24 protein-coding genes, 2 other RNA genes and 1 pseudogene are annotated in these 21,873 nt (G+C 32.8%); 23 read left to right on the top strand and 4 right to left on the bottom strand.

Features of this window, described 5'->3' with window-relative positions; all coding sequences use genetic code 11:
• Positions 1-28: 28 nt before the first annotated feature.
• The 3 genes from HLK68_RS00130 to ssrS (HLK68_RS00120) form a co-directional block, all read right to left on the bottom strand.
• Complete coding sequence (locus tag HLK68_RS00130) at positions 29-973, bottom strand: IS30 family transposase (protein WP_055164393.1); 945 nt, start codon at positions 971-973, stop codon at positions 29-31.
• Between the two features lie 132 nt (positions 974-1,105).
• Positions 1,106-1,295: non-coding RNA, 6S RNA (gene ssrS / locus HLK68_RS00125), on the bottom strand.
• A 308-nt stretch (positions 1,296-1,603) separates the two neighbouring features.
• Positions 1,604-1,790: non-coding RNA, 6S RNA (gene ssrS, locus HLK68_RS00120), on the bottom strand.
• A gap of 345 nt (positions 1,791-2,135) precedes the next feature.
• On the opposite strand from ssrS (HLK68_RS00120), the gene HLK68_RS00115 reads away from it, so the two are divergent.
• The 18 genes and pseudogenes from HLK68_RS00115 (at position 2,136) to HLK68_RS00035 (ending at position 16,807) form a co-directional block, all read left to right on the top strand.
• Complete coding sequence (locus HLK68_RS00115; protein WP_006784511.1) at positions 2,136-2,903, top strand: tRNA threonylcarbamoyladenosine dehydratase; 768 nt, start codon at positions 2,136-2,138, stop codon at positions 2,901-2,903.
• Positions 2,904-2,922: 19 nt separating this feature from the next.
• Complete coding sequence (gene msrA / locus HLK68_RS00110) at positions 2,923-3,432, top strand: peptide-methionine (S)-S-oxide reductase MsrA (RefSeq protein ID WP_006784512.1); 510 nt, start codon at positions 2,923-2,925, stop codon at positions 3,430-3,432.
• Positions 3,433-3,546: 114 nt separating this feature from the next.
• Positions 3,547-4,626, top strand: a complete 1,080-nt coding sequence (locus HLK68_RS00105; RefSeq protein ID WP_055163584.1) for an RnfABCDGE type electron transport complex subunit D — start codon at positions 3,547-3,549, stop codon at positions 4,624-4,626.
• Between the two features lie 126 nt (positions 4,627-4,752).
• Complete coding sequence (locus HLK68_RS00100; protein ID WP_006784514.1) at positions 4,753-5,841, top strand: AI-2E family transporter; 1,089 nt, start codon at positions 4,753-4,755, stop codon at positions 5,839-5,841.
• A 240-nt stretch (positions 5,842-6,081) separates the two neighbouring features.
• On the top strand, positions 6,082-6,744 hold the full coding sequence (deoC, locus tag HLK68_RS00095; RefSeq protein ID WP_006784515.1) for a deoxyribose-phosphate aldolase: 663 nt from the start codon (positions 6,082-6,084) through the stop codon (positions 6,742-6,744).
• Positions 6,745-6,766: 22 nt separating this feature from the next.
• On the top strand, positions 6,767-7,477 hold the full coding sequence (gene deoD / locus HLK68_RS00090; protein WP_009606972.1) for a purine-nucleoside phosphorylase: 711 nt from the start codon (positions 6,767-6,769) through the stop codon (positions 7,475-7,477).
• Positions 7,478-7,601: 124 nt separating this feature from the next.
• On the top strand, positions 7,602-8,330 hold the full coding sequence (locus HLK68_RS00085; RefSeq protein WP_230311891.1) for a CAP domain-containing protein: 729 nt from the start codon (positions 7,602-7,604) through the stop codon (positions 8,328-8,330).
• 150 nt (positions 8,331-8,480) lie between these two features.
• Positions 8,481-9,755, top strand: coding sequence for an EF-P 5-aminopentanol modification-associated protein YfmF (gene yfmF / locus HLK68_RS00080; RefSeq protein ID WP_129821275.1), 1,275 nt, complete (start codon positions 8,481-8,483; stop codon positions 9,753-9,755).
• Complete coding sequence (locus tag HLK68_RS14540) at positions 9,755-10,003, top strand: hypothetical protein (protein ID WP_238843605.1); 249 nt, start codon at positions 9,755-9,757, stop codon at positions 10,001-10,003. Before yfmF ends, HLK68_RS14540 begins: the two co-directional genes overlap by 1 nt.
• A gap of 12 nt (positions 10,004-10,015) precedes the next feature.
• Positions 10,016-11,041, top strand: a pseudogene (gene yfmH, locus HLK68_RS14530) (EF-P 5-aminopentanol modification-associated protein YfmH); the annotation flags it as partial.
• 433 nt (positions 11,042-11,474) lie between these two features.
• The gene (gene ssb, locus HLK68_RS00070; RefSeq protein WP_006784520.1) at positions 11,475-11,864 is read left to right on the top strand and encodes a single-stranded DNA-binding protein; all 390 of its coding nucleotides are present in this window, start codon (positions 11,475-11,477) and stop codon (positions 11,862-11,864) included.
• A 227-nt stretch (positions 11,865-12,091) separates the two neighbouring features.
• Complete coding sequence (locus HLK68_RS00065) at positions 12,092-13,417, top strand: MFS transporter (protein ID WP_006784521.1); 1,326 nt, start codon at positions 12,092-12,094, stop codon at positions 13,415-13,417.
• A 14-nt stretch (positions 13,418-13,431) separates the two neighbouring features.
• Positions 13,432-14,214, top strand: coding sequence for a class I SAM-dependent methyltransferase (locus HLK68_RS00060; RefSeq protein WP_006784522.1), 783 nt, complete (start codon positions 13,432-13,434; stop codon positions 14,212-14,214).
• 47 nt (positions 14,215-14,261) lie between these two features.
• Complete coding sequence (locus HLK68_RS00055; RefSeq protein WP_006784523.1) at positions 14,262-15,056, top strand: thymidylate synthase; 795 nt, start codon at positions 14,262-14,264, stop codon at positions 15,054-15,056.
• Between the two features lie 16 nt (positions 15,057-15,072).
• Complete coding sequence (locus HLK68_RS00050; protein WP_006784524.1) at positions 15,073-15,558, top strand: dihydrofolate reductase; 486 nt, start codon at positions 15,073-15,075, stop codon at positions 15,556-15,558.
• Positions 15,552-16,265 (top strand): lysophospholipid acyltransferase family protein, encoded by a 714-nt coding sequence (locus HLK68_RS00045; protein ID WP_006784525.1) that lies wholly within the window; start codon positions 15,552-15,554, stop codon positions 16,263-16,265. Before HLK68_RS00050 ends, HLK68_RS00045 begins: the two co-directional genes overlap by 7 nt.
• Before the next feature lie 108 nt (positions 16,266-16,373).
• Positions 16,374-16,598, top strand: a complete 225-nt coding sequence (locus tag HLK68_RS00040; protein ID WP_006784526.1) for a hypothetical protein — start codon at positions 16,374-16,376, stop codon at positions 16,596-16,598.
• Between the two features lie 14 nt (positions 16,599-16,612).
• On the top strand, positions 16,613-16,807 hold the full coding sequence (locus HLK68_RS00035; protein WP_006784527.1) for a hypothetical protein: 195 nt from the start codon (positions 16,613-16,615) through the stop codon (positions 16,805-16,807).
• A 51-nt stretch (positions 16,808-16,858) separates the two neighbouring features.
• On the opposite strand, the gene HLK68_RS00030 is transcribed toward HLK68_RS00035, so the two are convergent.
• Positions 16,859-17,146, bottom strand: coding sequence for a hypothetical protein (locus HLK68_RS00030; RefSeq protein ID WP_229040032.1), 288 nt, complete (start codon positions 17,144-17,146; stop codon positions 16,859-16,861).
• A 166-nt stretch (positions 17,147-17,312) separates the two neighbouring features.
• Between HLK68_RS00030 and HLK68_RS00025 the strand changes: the two genes are divergently transcribed.
• The 5 genes from HLK68_RS00025 to HLK68_RS00005 all read left to right on the top strand — a co-directional run bounded on the left by HLK68_RS00025 (position 17,313) and on the right by HLK68_RS00005 (position 21,817).
• Positions 17,313-18,614, top strand: a complete 1,302-nt coding sequence (locus HLK68_RS00025) for a pyrimidine-nucleoside phosphorylase (protein ID WP_132942603.1) — start codon at positions 17,313-17,315, stop codon at positions 18,612-18,614.
• Between the two features lie 285 nt (positions 18,615-18,899).
• Entirely contained in the window at positions 18,900-20,069 is a 1,170-nt protein-coding gene (locus tag HLK68_RS00020) for a D-alanyl-D-alanine carboxypeptidase family protein (RefSeq protein ID WP_006784530.1), read from the top strand.
• Positions 20,070-20,246: 177 nt separating this feature from the next.
• Positions 20,247-20,600: an anti-sigma F factor antagonist gene (spoIIAA, locus tag HLK68_RS00015; RefSeq protein ID WP_006784531.1), complete on the top strand. Its 354-nt coding sequence runs from the start codon at positions 20,247-20,249 to the stop codon at positions 20,598-20,600.
• 1 nt (position 20,601) lies between these two features.
• The gene (spoIIAB, locus tag HLK68_RS00010) at positions 20,602-21,036 is read left to right on the top strand and encodes an anti-sigma F factor (protein ID WP_006784532.1); all 435 of its coding nucleotides are present in this window, start codon (positions 20,602-20,604) and stop codon (positions 21,034-21,036) included.
• A gap of 70 nt (positions 21,037-21,106) precedes the next feature.
• Entirely contained in the window at positions 21,107-21,817 is a 711-nt protein-coding gene (locus HLK68_RS00005; RefSeq protein WP_006784533.1) for a sigma-70 family RNA polymerase sigma factor, read from the top strand.
• Positions 21,818-21,873: the final 56 nt, after the last annotated feature.

Below are 21,873 nucleotides of genomic sequence, written 5' to 3'. Positions count from 1 at the left end.
CCTTTTTATTTATATAAATGACGAATTGTCAATACAAATGCGACAGTTTCTCATGAAATAGCTCGAATGAAGTTTTCCACCCTAAACATTTTCGTGGTCGATGATTAATGAGGCAGAGTGCCTCATTAATCTCTTCGTCACTGACTCGTGCTAAATCTGTCTTCTTCGGGAAAAACTCTCGAAGAAGACCATTGGCATTTTCATTACTTCCTCTTTGCCAAGACGAATAGGCATCTGCGAAGTAAACAGGAACCTTTAAATCAGCTTCTACTTTGGAATAACAAGCAAACTCTTTTCCTCGATCAACCGTATAAGTTTTAAAGGTGTCTTTAGGAAAGAGTTTATATAACTCACTAATCGCTCGGTACATTTCTGTTGCTGAGCGATTTTCTATTTTAATGGCCACATAAAAACGTGTTTGACGTTCAACAAAGGTCGCCAAGCAACCTTTACTCTTTCCACGACTTGAAACAACCGTATCTAATTCCCAGTGCCCAAACGTTTCACGTCTTTTTACTTCTTTGGGACGTTGATGAATCGACGTTCCAATGTTAAATCGTCCGCGTGTTTCTCGTGGTTTTCGTCGCTTTCCTTTTTGTCTTAAACAACTTAAATCTCCTAACAAAATGGTTTCATCATAAATCCAACGATAAATGGTTTTAAATGAAAGAACACCCTTTAAAACGGTATTAGAAATTTGTTCAGGCGACCAGGTTAACTTTAAATAATGTTGGATGGTCTGAATGACTTGTTCAGATTTCTTCTCTGGACAACGACAACTTAATCGACGTTGTCCAGCTAATTCTTCTGCTAACTCAGCCTGATACGTCTTTTGAGTATTTCGTTTCAGTTCACGAGCAATCGTTGAATGGTGGCGATTTAGTTGTTGAGCGATTTGTCTCGTTGAATAGCCCATTTTTGAAAGAACTTCTATACGTGTGCGCTCAAATGTGTTAAGATGTTTATAACTCATAAATAGATCTCCTTGTTAAGAATTTTGTGTGGTAACTTCATTCTATAACAAAGATCCTATTTATGAGTTTTTTTGTGTCGCACTTAATATTACAATCTGTCAAATAAAAAAAACACGAATCATATTGATTCGTGTTTATCCAAAATACCGTAGGTGTTAGGATATAAACCCGCTAAAATAGCAGGTGGGCATCGTATCTAGTGTTTTAGGAGTCCTAGGTGATAAAAGCTAGGCATTCAACACCACACTAGCGAATCGGATTCCCTAATCAGAAATGTTCGGATTTAAAGAACTAATCACCTTACGCATATCTCAGAAGATGAGTAAATTTTAACATGATATTGGATAGATTGCAAGGTCAATTTAACTCATCTCATTTATATCTAAACTAAATTCTTTTTGTTTTTAGCCCAAAGTGACCGTCAAGGCAAAATCTATCTTAATCTGAAGGGTTAGGGTCCTTATGGACTAGATAGAGTTTAAAATGTGGTATAAGAAGTGTATTATTTTAAATGAAAAATCATCTGACGGTTCAGTTTGGAATTAGATTTTATCATGTTAAGCGATAAAGTGCAATAAATAAATTGAGATAAAATAAAAAAACACGGATATTGCTATCCGTGTCATCTTAAATAACCCAAATTGCCGTAAGTGTTAGGATAATAAACCCGCTCGAGAGCAGGTGGGTATCCTGTCTGATATATTAGGATTCCTAACAAAATGGTTAGGCATTCAACACAATATCAGAACTCCGGATTCCCTTATCAGAAATGTTCGGATTTCACAACTAATCACCATACGCACAATTCAGGGGATTTAGACGCATATTATTTTTTACATCTACTGACGAAAATGAAATCATATGCATCTATCAAATGAAAGAGGTCACTCATCATAAAACAACTAAACTACATCATCTACGTGACAGTAACTTGATGTTGGATACCAACTAAAATCCGAGGAAATGAGGTATATTAATCACCAACAAATACTTACTGCCGAATGACATTTCATTTGACACTATTATTATAGCCAGTATTTTAGATTTCATACTAAATTTTAAAAAATAGCCTAAAAAAAGTGAGTCATCGTGGTAATTTAGAGAGAATAACGGTATAATCAAAGCAGTTAAATAATTAGAAAGAGTAAGGAGCAAGACGAGATGTTACATCAATTTTCTAGAAATGAATTAGTTTATGGACCTGAAGGAACAGAAATCTTAAAAAATAGTACGGTTGCCGTGCTCGGAATTGGTGGTGTCGGTTCGTTTGCCGTGGAGGCATTAGCACGTACAGGTGTGGGAACGTTAATTTTAATTGATAAAGATGTGGTAGATATCACGAATGTAAATCGTCAAATTCATGCGACTCATAAGACGGTAGGACGTAAAAAAGTTGAGGTGATGGCTGAGCGTATTGCGGAAATTAATCCAGTATGTAAGGTGATTCAAATGCATATGTTTTATACAGAAGAAACGGCTTCCTTATTATTTGATCATCACATTGATTTTATTGTAGATGCTTCAGATACAATTAGCTATAAAATTCATTTAATTAAAGAATGTTTAAAACGAAATATTAAATTTATTTCTTCAATGGGAGCCGCTAATAAATTAGATCCAACTAAATTTGAAATCACAGACTTGCAGAAGACGTCTTATGATCCAGTGGCTAAAGTGATTCGTACTAAATTAAAAAAAGAAAAAGTAAGTGGTAAAATTCCAGTTATTTATTCGACAGAGCGACCAATTATTGGACGAGAGGATACTCTTAAAATTGTTGGAAAAGAAGATAGTGAAGTTCGTAAACAACAATTACCACCTGCTTCGAATGCCTTTGTTCCAAGTGTAGCGGGATTAATCGCAGCTAGTTATGTCATCAATGAGTTAACCAAATCAATTAAAGTTAAGCGTAAAGGGGATCAAGCTTAAGCAAAGGGGGAAAATAATAATGAAGAAAATCATTTTAGCGGGGGGCTGTTTTTGGGGAGTCGAAGCTTATTTTAAGCGATTAAAAGGTGTTTTATCCACACGTGTCGGGTATACAGATGGTTTCACGATGAATCCAACTTATGAAGAAGTTTGTGCCCAAAATACGAATCATGTGGAAGCCTGTGAAATTTATTATGATGAGCAAGTTATTTCATTAGAGCGACTTCTTGAGCATTTATTTAAAATTATTGATCCCACTTCATTGAATAAACAAGGGGGGGACGTTGGCGTTCAATATCGAACAGGAATTTATTATGACGATGAAGCTTTGCGTCCGGTTATAGAAAGATTTATTCAAAAGATACAACCTAATTATGCATCTCCTATTGTGGTAGAAGTAAAAAAAGAGAGCCCCTTTTATCAGGCAGAGCGTTATCATCAAGACTATTTGACCAAAAATCCAATGGGATATTGTCATGTTAACTTATATCAAATTTCAGAAGAAGACTTAAAAGATGAGTATAAATAAGGAAAAAATTAGCGCTTTGCTAATTTTTTTTTGAATATTTAGAAAGACAGCTATCCCAAAATGATTTATCTCATGATAGAATAGAATTACTTTTTAAGATTGAGGAGAAACGACATGAAAAAGATTAAATTAGCCATTAAGCGACGATTAAACCATCCTTTAAGATTAACTATTAATGAAAAAAAACAAATTAAAATTCTTTATTTAGTTGCTAGCTTACTCATTTTGATGGGATTATTTGTTGAATATGGTTATTATTCAACCATTGGTCATTTAGGATCAACCATTGCCATTGAAATTTTTAAAATTCATTTGACTAAATTAATGGTTATTTTAGGATTTGCAACGGTGGTAGACTATAGTTTAGCTTCTTTATCGAATCATCGTCTTTTGACATTAAAACAAGGCGTAAAGAGCTTAATTGAACGTCCCTCATTATTATTTGTTATGATATTGATTTTAATGTTATCCTTAGACGCCCCGGTTACCGCTCTTTGTATGGCAAGTCTTTTAATAATTTTAGTCTCTTCAATGATTAAACCGAAAGGAAATTTATATCTCGTACACCCTGTATTAATTGGTTATTTAGTTGGGGTATGGGGAAGCATCTCCATTAATCAAAATTTAGGAATTTTACAAACCCCACCGATGTTTAGTTCACCTTTTATGAGTGCTGTTAACGGACCGCTTACCTTAACTTATGATGAATTTATTTTAAAGTTTCATTCCCTTCAAACTGTTTTAGCAGGATTATTTGAAGGATCGTTAGCGGGAACTTTAATTCTTCCCCTTATCATTTGTGCGCTATTTTTGATGAAGCGTCAAATTCTAGATTATAAGGTGTTTGTTCTTTATATTGGGACTTATACTTTGTTAGGTGCTTTATTTATGCAAATGGCTCATTTTGAGTATTGGATTTTATTATTATTTATGTTAAATGGGGGACTTTTGATTTGTCCGATTTTCTTAATCGCACGGTGTGAAAATCTTGCAAGTCGCCCGTATGTTAAATATTCATATATTGCTTTTACCTCGCTCTTGACATTTTTCTTATCGTATTACGTCCATTTTGTTTTTGGTCCTTATCTTGCATTAGGACTTAGCCAGTTTATCTTAGGAGTCAGTCAATTTTTATTAAGTCATCAAATAGTAAAGATGAAGGGCTTTAAAAATCAAAAACAGGTTATAGCTTAAGCTATAGCCTGTTTTTATTTTTTTAAAAATAAAAAGGAGAGGCATAATCAAAACTTAGACACCTATAATATAAAGACATAGAATAATTTTATGATACGACTAGCTGAACTTAACGAGGTGAGAGACATGGAAGAATTTTTTTCAAAATATGCAAAAATTATAAAATTTGGGATGTATACATTAGTGGTCTTAATGTTATTAAGCATTGTTTTTTTATTTGTTCAAACTTCTCCTATTTGGGGAAATATTCTTTCAGATATTTGGTCGAGTTTATTTCCATTTTTAATTGCCTTTTTATTAGCCTATGTTATTCATCCTCTCATTCTTTGCATTGATCGACTTCGGCTTCCAAGGGTTTTATCCGTTTTTTTATTTTATCTTTTTATTTTTGGAAGTTTATACGGTGTCATTTCATGGTTTTTGCCAACAATTTTAAGAGAGTTACATGATTTAGTCATGAATTTGCCTACTTATTTAGAGGCTATTCAAACACAAATTATGATTTTTGATCAGAAGTTTAATCTTAATGTCAGTCAGTATTTTTTAGGAGATTATAGTAGCTGGATGAGCACCTTGACGACTCATATGCGTGAAATTACAGGATGGACCTTCAATATGATTTTTTCAATTATTGGCTCATTAGTTAATATCATTATTGTTCCAATTGCGTTATTTTATTTTTTAAAAGACTTTGAGAAAATGATGCACGGGTTATTAAAAATTGTACCAAGGCGATTTCGACATCATGCAGTCTCAATCGCTGGGTTGTTAGATGAATCCTTGGGTTCATATATTCGTGGGGTCTTTTTAATTATGGTGACGTTGTCAATTATTGCAACCATTCTGTTGATGATTGCAGGAATTGATTATGCTTTATTATTTGGCGTTTTAATTGGCTTAACGGACTTTATTCCGTTTATTGGGCCATTTATTGGGGCTATTCCGGTTGTCGTCTTTGCGTTATCAATTTCTTGGAATAAAGTGATTATTGTAATTATTATTTTAGCCATTTTACAGTGTATAGAAGCGAATTTTTTACAGCCTTTCATTATTGGTCGCAACCTTGATATGCATCCTTTATTAATTATGATGATTATGGTGGTTGCTGCGACTATTATGGGCTTTCAAGGTGTATTTTTTGCACTTCCTGTCTTTTTAATGATCCGGACTTTTTCACGTTATTTATATTCAATTAAGGAAAAACACTTGGATTGAGATAAAAAAGTCTGCTTAATTCGACAAAATACTAATAAAAAGATTTTAAAAGTGGTCATTTTTTGGTAGAATTGAGGGTGAGTTAGTTGAAGAATCTGGATAATTTCTTCACTGAAAACACTTAAATTCTGATTTTTTAGAATGTTCCTAATGAATTACTGATATAACATTCATAACTTCAGATATACTAATAAAGGCAAATAAATCATTAGGATTTAATCTGTCTCGAGGAGGATTTCAATGGAAGTGAATAAGTATATTGATCACACGATTTTAAAACCTGAAACAACGAAAGCTCAAATTTTAACATTATGTGAAGAGGCAAAACAATTCAATTTTGCTTCAGTATGTGTGAATCCAACTTGGGTCGCAACTTGTGCTAATGAGTTAAAAGGAACAGACGTTAAAGTTTGTACAGTGATTGGATTTCCATTAGGAGCAACATTCAAAGAAGTAAAAGCATACGAAACAAAATTAGCAATTGAAAACGGGGCATCTGAAATTGATATGGTTATCAATGTAGGGGCTGCAAAAGATCAAAATTGGGAATTAGTGTATGAAGATATTAAGGCGGTTGTAGAGGCTGCAAACGGTGTCTTAGTAAAAGTTATTATCGAAACATGCTTATTAACAGATGAAGAAAAAGTAAAAGCTTGTGAAATGGCTGTTAAAGCAGGAGCTCATTTTGTTAAAACATCAACTGGATTCTCAACAGGTGGAGCCACAGCAGCTGACGTTGCTTTAATGCGTCAAACAGTAGGAGAATCAGTTGGGGTTAAAGCTTCAGGAGGTGTCCGTACCGCTGAGGATATGAAAGTGATGGTTGAAGCCGGAGCAAACCGTATTGGAACATCTGGTGGTGTTTCATTAGTTCAAGGAAAAGAAAATACAACAGCATATTAGTGATTTAAGAGGAGTGAATAAAATGGCAATTCCAACACCACACATTGGTTGTACAGAACAAGGAATTATCGCAGAAACAGTCTTATTACCAGGAGATCCATTACGTGCAAAATATATTGCAGACAATTTCTTAGAAGATGTTGTGCAATTTAATACAGTTCGTAATATGTTTGGATATACTGGAACTTATAAAGGGAAAAAAATCTCAGTTATGGGATCAGGAATGGGAATCCCATCTATTGGGATTTACTCTTACGAATTAATTCATTTTTACGGCGTGAAAAATTTAATTCGTATCGGTTCTTGTGGTTCTCTTCAAGAAGATGTAAAAATCCGTGATGTCATTATCGGAATGGGTGCTTGTACAAATTCTAACTATGCATCTCAATATAATTTACCAGGGACTTATGCTCCAATCGCTTCTTATGAATTATTAAGTAAAGCGGTCAAAGTAGCAGCTGAAAAAGAAATTGATGTTAAAGTCGGAAATATTTTATCTTCTGATATTTTCTATGATGCAGACGCAGATTCATGGAAAAAATGGGCTAAAATGGGAGTTATGGGTGTTGAAATGGAAGCAGCCGCTTTATATATGAATGCAGCTTACGCAGGCGTGAATGCATTATGTATTTTAACGGTGTCTGACTCATTAGTAACTCATGAAGTAACAACGGCTGAAGAACGTCAAAATACATTTACAAAAATGATGGAAATTGCGTTAGAATTAGCGTAATTAAGTAAAAGAACAATCCGAAAGAATAGGATTGTTCTTTTTATTTTAATAAAAAGAGGTATAAAATAAGTTTTCTAACTGATATTAAATAAGTAATAATGGATAAAAAAAGGAAGTGACGGGGTTGATTAAAAATAAAAAACTATTTTTATTCATCATTGGTTTACTTTGTTTGATGGCAGGATGTCAATGTCAGCAGGAGGCGGTCGCCTTATTATTACCTAAAGACATTTCAATTACGTTAGTAAAAAAAGAGGATATTCCAAAATTTAATGAAGTTCATCAAGATGTAGCACCGCCTAAAGAAGCTGAGGTTCCTAAGCCCTCAATAGATGAATCCGTTGAAAAGACAGATAGTGAAAATCAGCAGACAGGGAATGAGTCACCCAAAAATGAGAGTCCTCTTTCTACTTCAGAAGAGGAGAGTAGCCATGTCAGACCAGCTTCAGGGGAATTCGTTGAAAGTATGGAACAACAGATTATTGACTTAGTCAATGATACGCGTGTAAGTTTAGGAATTGAATCATTGAGTAAAAGTAAGGAGTTAACCGACACAGCAAGAGCCAAATCAAAAGATATGTATGAGTATCAATATTTTGATCATAATGGCCATCTAACTTTTTCACAGCTTCAAGAGCAATTTCAAATAGCAGTGCATATTAGTGGTGAAAATATTTATCGTTCTCAAAGTCCATTAACAACAGCACAAGTTATTTTTGATGCATGGAAATCTTCTCCTAATCATTATGCTAATATGGTGAATGATGAATTTCATCAAATTGGAGTAGGGGTTTATGTTGTAGATGAAGAGGGGATTAGGACTTATTATGTGACACAACATTTCACGGATTAAATGATGATTATTGAATAAACTGTTAATAGGGATTTAGACCGTTAATAAAAATAAATGGAATTTTTTTGATTTAATGTTCAAAATACCCTATAATTAATGTGCAAGAAATTAAGGTAATTCTTAATTTAATAAATTAGAGGTGGTGAATTTATGGAAGTTCGTCAATTTGATGACTTAGGATATAAGTTAACAACGATAAAAAGTGATAAATTTAAAACGAATCTTATTTCAGTTTCGTTTCAATCGGAGATTGAACGTGATAGTGTAACGAAGCGTTCGTTACTTCCATATGTAATGCGTTCTGCAACGAAAAAATATCCTTCAAAAAAGGAATTAAATACGTATTTAGAAACCTTATATGGTGGTTCTTTATCAGCGACAGTTGAAAAACGTGGAAAAACACATAATATTAAGTTTTACCTTTCATTAGCAAATGAAAAATTTTTAAGTCATTCAGAAGATTTGCTCGAACAAGGAATTGATTTATTAAAAGAGGTCATTTTACATCCTTGTTTTGTTGACGGAGCCTTTAAAGATCAAGTGGTAGAAGTTGAAAAACGTTTATTAAAGGAATATATTGAATCGATTTATGATGATAAAGTTTCTTATTCCCTTCAAAAACTCGTTGAAATTATGTGTAAGGATGAAAGTTTTAGCATTACCTCTATCGGGTATGTCGAGGATTTAGAAAAAATTAACGCAAAAGATTTAGTAGAAACTTATCAAAAAATGCTGACAGAAGATCAAATAACGATTATGGTTGTCGGTGATATTGATCATCAAGCCGTGTATGAATCTTTTAAACAACATTTACAATTCAATGTTCAGTCAACAAATGCTCAAATAATTGACCACGAAGATAAAGAAATTAAAAAGATTGAAGTGGTGAAAGAAGAGCAAGATATCTCTCAAGGAAAACTAAATATTGGTTATCGAACTCATACCCGAATTGGAGAAGATGACTATCTACCATTATTAGTGTTTAATGGGATGTTTGGAGGATATGCTCATTCAAAATTATTTATGAATGTACGAGAAAAAGCTTCTTTATGTTACTACTGTGCCTCTCGTTTAGATAACTATAAAGGTTTAATGTATGTTTATTCAGGAATTGAAGCACAAAATTATCAAAAAGCATTAGAGATTATCGGCCAACAATTAAAGGATATGGTTGATGGTAATTTTACAGATAAAGAAATGGATTTAGCTAAAAAATCATTAATTAACTCTAAGTTAGAATCTTTAGATCAAGCGTCAGGGATGATGGCTCACGAAAATTTAAATGCTCTTTTAGACCAACCTTTAACCGTTGAAGAGTGGATTGATCAAGTGAATGCTGTTACTGTGGAAGATATCAAACGTGTTGCAAGTAAAATCGAAGAAGATGCCATCTTCTTCTTAACTGGGAAAGAGGTGACAGAATAATGGAATTTAAAGAGTTCCCTCAATTACAAGAAAAGTTATATTTTGAAGAATTAGAAAATGGGTTAAAAGTTTATTTATTACCCAAACCAGGCTTTAATAAATCTTTTGCAACCTTTACTACGAAATATGGTTCAATTGATAATGAGTTTGTTCCGATTGGGCAATCAGAAATGAAACGTGTTCCAGATGGAATTGCTCATTTCCTCGAACATAAATTATTTGAAAAACAAGACTATGATGTTTTTTAAAAATTCTCTGCACATAGTGCCTCGTCAAATGCTTTTACTTCATTTACGAGAACGTGTTATTTATTTTCTTGTACAAGTGAATTATCAGAGAATTTAACGACATTAATTGACTTTGTTCAAACTCCTTATTTTACAGAAGAAACGGTTGAAAAAGAAAAAGGCATTATTGCACAAGAAATAAAAATGTATGACGATAACCCTGATTTTAGAGCTTATTATGGAATCATTAATAATCTATTCAAAGATCACCCAGTAAAGATTGATATCGCCGGAACCGTTGATTCTATCCAACCGATTACAGCGGATTTATTATATGAATGTTATCATACCTTTTATCATCCTTCGAACATGTTACTCTTTGTTATTGGTGATTTTAATCCAGAAGAAATCATGACGTTAGTGCGTCAAAATCAAGCTGCTAAAGAATATGTGAAAGCAGATGAGATTCCACGCCAATATCCAGAAGAGCCTGATTATGCTGTGACAAAAGAAAGTGTCCTAGAAATGGAAGTCACGACTCCAAAAGTCTTTTTAGGAATTAAAGATGTGACAAAAGATCGTCAAGGTGAAGTTTTATTAAAGAATGAAATAGCTGTTGATATTATTTTTGATTTGATATTTGGTAGTAGTTCTGCTTATTATGAAGAAATGTTAGACAAGGGTTATATTAATGATACATTCTCTTATGAAACAAACTTTGAATCGGCCTTTGGTTTTTCTATTGTTGGAGGAGACACTCGATATCCCGATGAATTAGCATCGAGTTTAAGAGAAAAATTAGAGAGTATTTCAACCATGGCATTTAATGAAGATGAATTTAATCGGATCAAAAATAAAAAAGTAGGCCGCTTTTTAAGCGCTTTAAATTCTGTGGAATTTATTGCGAACCAATTCACACAATATGCTTTTAATGGTGTTCATTTATTTACGATTCTAGATATTTTAGAAAAATTAACGATTGAGGATTTACAACAGGTAGCAAAAGATTATTTTGTAGCCGATCGTTTTAGTACGTTTAAGTTACTTCCTAAAAAATAAAATAAAAAGAAACAGGATGAAATTCCTGTTTCTTTTTATTTTATAAGATAAAAAAAGGAGAACTGGTGGGGGGCACCAGTTCTCCTTGAGAGGGGAATAGTATAAGGTTGCATTGGTACTTAGCATAAAAAAGTTAGCTAAGTCAAAAACCCAATACGTTTGTTTGATGAGGGGATGTAAAAAATTAAAAATGGAATGAAAAACAATAATGAAAGGAATGTATTACATGAACGGGGGGGGATGTTCATGAATACAAAAAAAATTATATCAAAATTCGACAAAATTTTGTGTTCATTTTGTGTTCTTATGTCTAAAAAAAGGTGAATACGTTTTCTGATTTTTAAAAATTAAAAAAAATAAAAAAAGGAAAAGAAGAAAAGTCATCGTATATTAAATTAGTGCGCACAATTTTAAAACTTTGGAGTGAAAAATTATGTTAAACAATGTTGTATTAGTCGGACGTGTGGTCCGTCAACCTGAGTTATCACAAACAATTGATGGAAAGAAAGTCTCAACGATTACACTAGCTGTCACTCGTTCTTTTAAAAATGCTTTGAGTGGTGAGTATGAAACAGATTTTATCAATATAACCCTATGGGAGGGAATTGCTAAAAGTGTAGTTGAATACTGTGGAAAAGGAGCCATCATTGGGGTGAAAGCAAGATTAGTTCATAAAACGTATGAGGTGCCTAATTATAAATCATTGAGAGTTGTTGAAGTCGTTGCAGAAAAAGTTTCGTTTATTCAAACTAAACCAATAGAACGTCAAGAATTAAAAGAATTGTCGACTGAAGATCAGGATCTCATTGAAGTGCTTCTTTAATAAGAGAAAAGTTTTAGCCCTCCTTTTGTTAAGATAAAAGAGGGCTAAAACTTTTTTATTTTGATAGGTGAAGACGAATGTCTAACTTCAAAATGGACACGTTAATATTGAATCGAATACTTGAACTTATTAAGGGAATCTGTCAAAATAAATAGATAGTTAGTGAGCTTGTATGATATCACTTCATCATTGTTATTTTGGGTTTAATTTATAATGGAGGATGATGCATGGCTAGAGAACAATTTGTGACAAATCGGTTAGAGCGATTAGCATATGGCGGCTATTTTATGGGACAAAATCTGATTTATTTTTTAGTTTATCAGTTTTTAATGCTATTTTATACCGATGTGGTTGGGATTACGGCGGGGGCCGTTGGAACGATGTTTTTAATTGCTAGAATTTTTGATGCGGTCAATGATCCCATTATGGGAATTATAGTAGATAAAACTAATTTAGAGGGTGGAAAATTTATCCCATGGATTAAATTAGTGATTTTTTTAATGCCTTTAACCACTGTTATCCTTTTTATTAAAGTAGGAGGTGGTGGGATCAATAGTTTGATTTATGCTTATATCACGTATCTTATTTGGGGCATTATTTATACCATTAGTGACGTTCCCATTTTTGCATTAGCAACAGTCATGACTCATAATTCAAATGAACGTGTGACCCTTATTTCCATAGGTCGTATTGGAGCAGGATTAGGATCCGTCATTATCTCGTTATTTTTTATGACCCTCCTCTCTAAAATCGCTTGGACTGGAACTGTTTTATTATTAGCCACTCTCGCCCTCCTGTCTATGTTACCTTTAAGATATCTAGGGAGAGAACGTTATGTTTATCAGCAAAAAGAGGTGTTAAGTCTTAAGAAAATCTTTAGCTTTGTCTTGAATAATAAATATTTACTCATTTTCTATGGTGCTATTATTATGGCGAGTTTAACGAATACCTCAACAGTCTCGATTAATTATTTTGCAATTTATAATTTAGGAAATGAATCTTATATTTCAACTTTAACCATTGCGAACATGATCCCTATGTTATTGGTTCCCTTTGTTTTACCTCCACTGATTAAACGATACGGTAAAAAGAAAATTTTTATTATGGCATTTATCGTTGCTATTCTCTCTTCATTGGTTTTTTATTTGATTGGCTATTCAAACATTGTATGGGTTCACCTTTTTACGACAATAAAAGGAATTGCACAAGTCCCAACTTTTATGATTGGATTATTTACCGTAGATTGTATTGAGTATGGAACGTATACAACAAATGAACGAGCAGAAGGCATTAGTTTTTCTTTACAAACTTTTACAGCTAAGTTATCGGCTGCTGTTGCTGGGGCGATTAGTGGATTTGTATTAGAGCGTGTGGGATATGAAGCTGGTGTGATACAAACCCCACAGACTTTAAATGGTATTTGGAACATGTATGTTTTATATCCTATTTTCGGCGCCGTTATTGCTATTATTATCATGTGGCGATATTATGACCTCACGGAAAAACAAGTCGATGACATGATTTTATTCAACACGAAATCAAAAAATATTTAGAAAAGGTGAGTCGTATGATTATTACAACAGCTTTTGATGAAACAGAGGCTCTTGTTTCACAAGCTTCAACTTTATCAAAAAAATTAAATATTCCGTTTTATTCACGTCATAAAAAGACTGTCAAATATTTATTAGAACATGTAGACTCTGATATATTTGTTGTTAATAATCAACGTGGATTAAGTTATTACAAAAAAGGCCAAGAGGAAGTTTTCTTTCATCCTAATATGGCTATGCATCGAATTAAGCAGCTCGAAAGGGGACAAAAAGACAGTTTAATCACAGCATGTCAGTTAGAATCAGGCATGACATTTTTAGATTGTAATTTAGGGTTAGCCTCTGATACATTGGTCGCTAACTATGTTGTTGGTCAGACGGGAGAAGTGGTGTCATTAGAAAAAAGTTTCCCTCTTTCCGTCATTGTTAAAGAAGGATTAAGTTACTATGTTCAGCATGAAAAACCAGAGTGGTCTTCATTAATTAATCGAATTCAGATTAGGAATGAAGATAATTTAGAATATTTAAAAAATTGTCGCAGTAACTCGTTTGATGTGGTATACTTTGATTTCATGTTTGATACTTCCGTTGAGTCTTCTCATGGGATTAAAGTAATCAAACCGATTGTATCTTATGATGTTATGACAAATGAACATGTTAAAGAAGCATTACGTGTCGCTAAGAAACGAGTCGTTGTTAAATCGAACTACGGGAATCTGTCAATAAAAGAATTAGGATTTGATATTAGAAGGGAAAATCAAAAACGGCATTTTTTCTATGGTGTCATTGATAAAGTTTAAAGTTGTAATAATAAGTAAGGTAATCATATAGTTTAGGAGTGAAATAAATGAAACAATACTTAGATTTATTAAATCATGTATTAGAGAATGGGACAACAAAAGGTGATCGAACAGGAACAGGAACGATTAGTACCTTTGGATATCAGATGCGTTTTGATTTAGCAGAAGGATTTCCGTTATTAACAACTAAAAAAGTTCACTTGAAATCAATTATTCATGAATTACTATGGTTTATTAGTGGAGATACAAACGTTAAGTATTTACAAGAAAATGGGGTACGAATTTGGAATGAGTGGGCAGATGAAGAAGGAAATTTAGGACCTGTTTATGGAAAACAATGGCGTCGTTGGGAAGGAGCTAATGGAACAGTTATTGATCAGTTAGCTGAAGTAGTAGAACAAATTAAAACAAATCCAAATTCACGTCGCTTAATTGTGAATGCCTGGAATGTTGGAGAACTTGATCAAATGGCCTTACCCCCATGTCATTTATTATTTCAATTTTATGTAAATGATGGAAAATTATCATGTATGTTATATCAACGTTCTGCTGATATTTTCTTAGGTGTACCATTTAATATTGCATCATATGCTTTATTAACGATGATGATTGCACAAGTGACAGGTTTAGAAGTTGGAGAGTTTGTTCATACTCTTGGAGATGCGCATATTTATCAAAATCATTTAGAACAAGTTAAAATTCAATTAGGACGTGATATTCGCCCTCTTCCAACCATGAAGTTAAATCAAGACGTTAAATCAATTTTTGATTTTAAATATGAAGATTTTACATTAGAAGGTTATGATCCTCATCCATTATTAAAAGGGGTTGTAGCAGTTTAAAAAAGGGGAATAGAAGATGATTTCACTTATTGTAGCTTTTGATCAAAATCAATTAATCGGTGTTAATAATCAATTACCGTGGCATTATAAAGAAGATTTAAAATATTTTAAAGAAACAACAACAGGACATGATATTTTAATGGGGCGTCATACGTTTGAGTCGATTTTGTCTTATCAAAATAAACCATTACCGAATCGTCACCATATTGTGTTAACGAAGCAAATGAGTTATAATCATGAACAAGTCACGATTACAGATAATTTAAATAAAATCTTAGCAAACTATCAAAATTCTAAAGAATTATTTGTCATTGGGGGTCGTTCAATTTATGAACAGACATTACCAATAGCAGATCGTTTATATATTACGCATATTGATGCTACCTTTGAAGGTGATACTTATTTCCCTGAAATTAATTGGGATGAGTGGCGTTGTATAAAGGAAAAAAAGGTTCAGGAGCTTAGATTTAATGTTTACGAAAGGGTGAGTAAGACTTGTTAACTATTTTATTTTGGGGATTGGGAGTTATAGGATTATTACTATTAATCATCATTATCACGGTTTTAGGTGTAAATTTCCGTGTTCAACAGCTAAAAGACGAAAAGTATTCTTCAGTTGAGAAGTTTTCATTTATCAGTTGGGTTGTTTCATGGGCTATTCCATTAGTATTTAATGTTCGAGTAGAAGTGGATGGTCTTGAAAAGTTAGATGAAGTTGAACACGGTGTTATTTATGCAAATCATCAAAGTAATATCGATATTGTGGCCATGTTGAAAGCGATTAAACGTCCGCATGGATACGTTGCTAAAAAGGAATTAGATCATATTTTTTTATTAAGTGATAGCATGCGTTTAATTCAATGTCAATTTATGGATCGAAATGATGTGCGACAATCTGTTAAGGTTATCTCAAATGCCGCTAAAACAGTTAAAGAAGGTCATTTAATGGTTATTTTCCCCGAAGGAACTCGTATGGTAGACGCAAAAATGGGTTCATTCAAAGCTGGAAGCTTTAAATTAGCCCAAAAAGCTAAAGCGGATATTATTCCAGTCACTATCTTTAATAGTTATGAAGTAGCGAAGCGTTGGCCAAGAAAAACGGTTGTTAAAATGAAAATTCACGATGCAATTCCTTATGAAGCTTATTCAGAATTGTCAACGAACGACATTTGTGAGCAAGTTGAAACAATTATCAAAAAAGCATTATAGAAAGAACAGTCTCTTAAGGAGACTGTTCTTTTTTTGTGCTAAAAATAAGTATAAAAAATTTTTGAATTCTAAAAATAAGTAATACATTCAATAGAAAGGGCGGAGTTAATGGAAAAGACACATCAAGAAATTGAATTAGAACCTGTCATTAAAATAGAAGAATGGATTTTTTTACTTTTGCTCGCTATGATTCCTATCGTGAATCTCGTTTCTTTTATTTATTATAGTTTTAGTAAACGAGTGAATACAAATAAACGAAATTTTGCAAAAGCCGTTCTTACTTATCTTATTGTCTTAATGTTATTAGTTATTTTAACAACTGTTTTAAGATAAAGGAGTTGATTATTTTGAAAAAAGAACGCCATGTCTCTCATACTGAGTCTCATTCAGCTTTTAATCATGCCTGGCAAAATGAAATGAATCGTTGCCTTCATCAAAGTCTGTTTGGTTTTTTTGAGTTCGGAAATGAATTTGATTTATCTTTAAATGAACTGACTTCCCCTATAGAAGATGATGAAAAAAATAAAAATAAAAATTATTAAAACAAAAAAGTGATATCTATTATAATTAGATATCACTCTTTTGTTTTGTCGTTAACGATATAAATTAACGACGTTGTCAGCCTGTTTTTTATGATGATATTTTTGATTTAAAACAAAATCTTTGACAATGGTTGCATGATAGACAATGCGAATATGATTCCCGAAAAATTTTATGTTATGTTGGGAAAAGTAGTCTAAAATTCGTGATTCTAATGTCATAGTAGACATTTGGGAAAAAATATTCTTCATTGTTTCAAGGTCTATTTCCTGATCATACAAGAAGAGATAGACAATAACCTCTTTATTTTCGCATAAGATTTTATGTTGACGGAACATCATTTTCACCTCATTTAGTCAAGGTTATAATTATATTTTTCCATTACCTAATAGAAGTATTCCTTAAAAATCTTTTTTTTATGTTATAACGCGAATAGGATTACATCCTTTTCCAGTTTGGGGTATAATTTAATTGTTTTTATTTTTAAAGAAAAAAGGTGATTGGAAAATGAGAATGGTAGATTTAATCTACAAAAAAAGACATAATGTAGAATTAACAAAAGAAGAAATTGAATGGATGATTAATGGGTATACAAATAAAGAAATCCCAGATTACCAAATGTCTGCTTTTTTAATGGCAGTGGTATTTAATGATATGACAAAAGCTGAGAGATTAGCTTTAACACAAGCGATGGTAGCGACAGGTGAGGTCGTTGATTTGTCAGCAATTGAAGGAATTAAAGTGGATAAGCATTCAACAGGAGGAGTAGGAGATAAAACTTCATTAATTTTAGGACCTCTTGTGGCTTCTGTTGGTGTCCCTGTTGCAAAAATGAGTGGACGAGGTCTTGGGCATACAGGGGGTACCCTTGATAAATTAGAATCTATTTCAGGAATGAGAATTGAACTTGAAATGGAAGAATTTATTAAACAAGTCAATGATAAAAAAATTGCAATCATTGGACAAACAGGGAACCTAGCTCCTGCAGATAAATATTTATATGCATTACGTGATGTAACATCTACTGTTGAATCAATTCCTTTAATTGCCTCTTCCATCATGAGTAAAAAAATTGCTGCAGGTGCTGATGCGATTGTGTTAGATGTTAAATTTGGTGCGGGTGCATTCATGAAAACATTAGAAGATGCAAAAGAGTTAGCGCAAGCAATGGTTGAAATTGGGCGTGATGCTCATCGTCAAACCGTTGCATTTTTAACGGACATGAACCAACCTTTAGGATTTGCGATTGGAAATGCTTTAGAAGTTAAAGAAGCTATTGACACATTAAGTGGACATGGCCCGAAAGATTTAGAAGAATTAGTGCTACAATTAGCTTCTCATATGGTTGTTTTAGCGAAAAAAGCAAATACAACAGATGAGGCATATCAAACGCTAAAAGAAAATTTACATAATGGTATTGCTCTACAGAAGTTTAATGAATTCGTTGAGGCACAAGGTGGAGATGTTCGTCAAATTGAGGACCCATCATTATTACCGAGTGCGAAAACCATCGTTGCTGTTAAGGCTAACCGTGCAGGTTATATTGAAAAAATTGATGCCTTATCAATTGGAATCGCAGCCATGAAATTAGGTGCTGGACGTGCAATGAAGGAAGATATTATCGATATGGGTGTTGGAGTTGTTTTAAATAAAAAAGTGGGAGAGATGGTTGAAGTCGGGGACACATTAGCTTATATTCATTCAAATAGTAGCGAACACCAAGAAGCCATCGATTATATTATGCAAGCTTATCAAATCTCAACAGAAGAGGTTTGCTCACCTACTTTAATTTATGATATAATTAAGTAAGATAATCTCATTTTAGTGTGACAAAAAAAGTGGTTCACTTTGAATTTTAATTGAAAAGAAGTCGAAGAATCTTAAACCTGATGCTTCGACTTCTTTTTGTTTTTATCTCATCCTTTCATGATTAAAATTCAAATAAATATGAAAAAAGAGGGCATTCGTTTTTATTCTTAAAATGATTTATGAAACGACTTAAATAATCTATATAAAAATTAATCTAAGCGTGTATAAATCATTTGGATGTATCATAAAAGTGTATTAAGCTGCAGTAGAAAAAGAGGTGCAAAGATGAAAATAAGAAAAGTGTTAATTAGTCTTCTAACTTGCTTTAGCTTCAGTTGTCTCGTTCACTCAAAGATTGTTAGTGCAGATGAATTAGTGACTGATGGGAAAGCTGCCATTTTGATTGAAGCCGAAACAGGAGAGATTTTATACGAAAAAAATCCTCATGAACAGTTGGCTCCAGCAAGTATGACAAAAATGATGTCGATGTATTTAATCTTAGAATCCATTCATAATGGAGCATTGCAATGGGATGAAGTGATTCGCGTTAGTGAAAATGCAGCTAGTTACGGTGGATCACAAATTTATTTAAAACCTGGAGAAAAAATGATTGTTCGTGATTTATTCAAAAGTATTGCCATCGCATCTGCTAATGATTCTGTTACAGCTTTAGCAGAACGCGTAGCGGGAAGTGAAGAAGCATTTGTCGAATTAATGAATCAAAAGGCAAAAGAACTTGGAATGAATAATACTGTTTTTAAAAATCCAACTGGTTTAACAGCAGCAGGACATGTTACCACACCTTATGATATGTCTATTATTGCTCGCCATTTGTTACAGGATTATCCAGAGATTACAGAGTTTTCAGGTCTATATGAAGATTATATTCGACAAGATACTGAATCACCATTTTGGTTAGTTAATACGAATAAACTAATTAAATATGTTGATGGAGTGGATGGTTTAAAAACGGGATTCACACAAGAAGCAGGATATTGCTTAACGGCAACAGCACAACGAAATGGAATGAGAGTCATCGCTGTTGTGATGGGAGCAAGTAAATCGGAGATTCGTAATCAAGAAGTGACACGATTAATTGAATATGCTTATGAACAATATGAGTTAGTTCCTAAATTAGAAAGTGGTTTAGTTGTTTCATCAGGACATCATTTATTAGCAAAAACTCGTGATTTTGACATTGTAACAGGGGATCAAATTACGATATTGAAAAAGAAAACAGATGGTGAAGGTGAAACTAATTATACCGTCACATTAAATGAAGAAATAATCTTACCTATTCAACCAGGGGATGAAGTCGGAACTTTAACGTATTACTATAATGGAGAAGAATATACAACAATTCCGTTAACAGTCAGTGAACCTGTTGAAAAAAATAGCTTCATTGGGCTATACACATATATTGTTTCAAAAATATTATTTGGAGAAGATGCATAACATGTTTTATGCATTTTCTTCTTTTTTTTGTAATTTTGGACAAAGACCGAATAAAAAAATAAAGTTTTATCATAGGAAATAAAAAAAAGAAAGACTAAAATTGTCGAAAATGACATATTCCAAAGTAATCTATTTTAAAATGAAGATAATTAAAATCACACGAGAAAGGGGATTAATATGAGTATTACAGTTTCTCTTTATGTTGAGGGGCAAGTTCTTTATGTTAATTTAAATGGTGAACTCGATCATCATACGGCAGATCAACTGAGAAGTCGTTTAAATTCTGTTATGAGTGAATCACGTATTCAACATATCGTGTTCAATTTAAAACATTTAGACTTTATGGATAGTTCAGGAATTGGGATTATATTAGGTCGTTATAATCAACTTAAGTCTGTTAATGGGACAGTCATGGTGATTGGGATGAAACCATTAGTTAAAAAGGTATTTGAGTTATCAGGGTTATCTCAAATTATTAAAGTCGTAGAGGATGAGAAACAGATTACAGCGATCATTAGGGGGATTGCATAATATGAACAATGAAATGCATTTACAGTTTCCTGCAAAAAGTATTAATGAAAGTTTTGCTAGACTTGTGATCATGGGATTTATTGCGCCACTTGATCCAAGTTCTCAGGAAATGACCGAAATTAAAACCATTGTTTCAGAAGGTGTAACTAATGCGATTATTCACGGTTATGAGGACAATGAAGAGGGGCTTATTACCATGAGTGCATCATTAGTTGGAAGACGGTTAAAGGTAACAATTAAAGATTCAGGAAGAGGAATCGATAATATTGAATTAGCGAAGCAACCGCTATATACAACAAAAAGTGAGGAGGAAAGAAGTGGTCTCGGATTTATGATTATGGAATCATTTAGTGATCACTTTGAAGTTCAATCTACACCAGGTTTAGGGACAACACTTGTATTTGAAAAAGAATTTGCAGCACATGAACAATCATAAAAAAGTAAATAATCCGTTAGTGATAGGCATTACCAAATGAAGATGAAAAGTTAGCACGAGGGATGATTAGATGGATAAAAAACAAATACATGAGCTTATTGCAAAAGCTCAAAGTGGTGATGAAGAAGCTAGATTAACACTTGTTACAAATCATATGGATTTAGTTTGGTCCGTTGTTCATAAGTTTGGACATATAGAGGTTGAAAAGGATGATTTATTTCAGATTGGTTGTATGGGGCTACTTAAATCAATTAACCAATTTGATTCATCTTATGATACAACCCTTTCAACCTATGCAATTCCTTTAATCATTGGTGAGATAAAAGCCTTTATTAGAGAACAAAGTCCAATTAAAATTAGTCGAAGTATTAAAAGTAATATTCATAAAATTCAAGAAGTGAAAGATCATTTAAATAAAGTATTAGAACGGGAGCCAACGATTAAAGAAATCGCTCAAGAGACAGAATTATCGGAAGAACAAATCATTTTAGCATTAAATGCTCCAATCAATGTGACGTCTTTAGATAACTATGAAAGAGAAGATATGCCATTAATTGAGCGGATCCCGAATCATCAAGAGGGAATGGGATTAGAACAAAAGATTGTACTGAAACAATTAGTTTCAAATCTCGATCCTATTGAAAAGTTATTGATTTATTTAAGATTTGATTTAGGCTATACACAATCAGAGGTAGCAAAGCGATTAGAGATTAATCAAGTCGCTGTTTCACGTCTTGAGAAAAAAGTATTAAAAGAATTAAAAGAAAAAATGTTGGTTTAAATAGGATGTTATCAGTTGATAGCATCCTATTTTTTATTTATATAGTGATTTTTTAA

The sequence above is a fragment of the Turicibacter sanguinis genome, from assembly GCF_013046825.1.
GTDB lineage: Bacteria > Bacillota_I > Bacilli_A > MOL361 > Turicibacteraceae > Turicibacter > Turicibacter sanguinis.
This window is presented reverse-complemented; position numbering and strand designations above follow the sequence as displayed.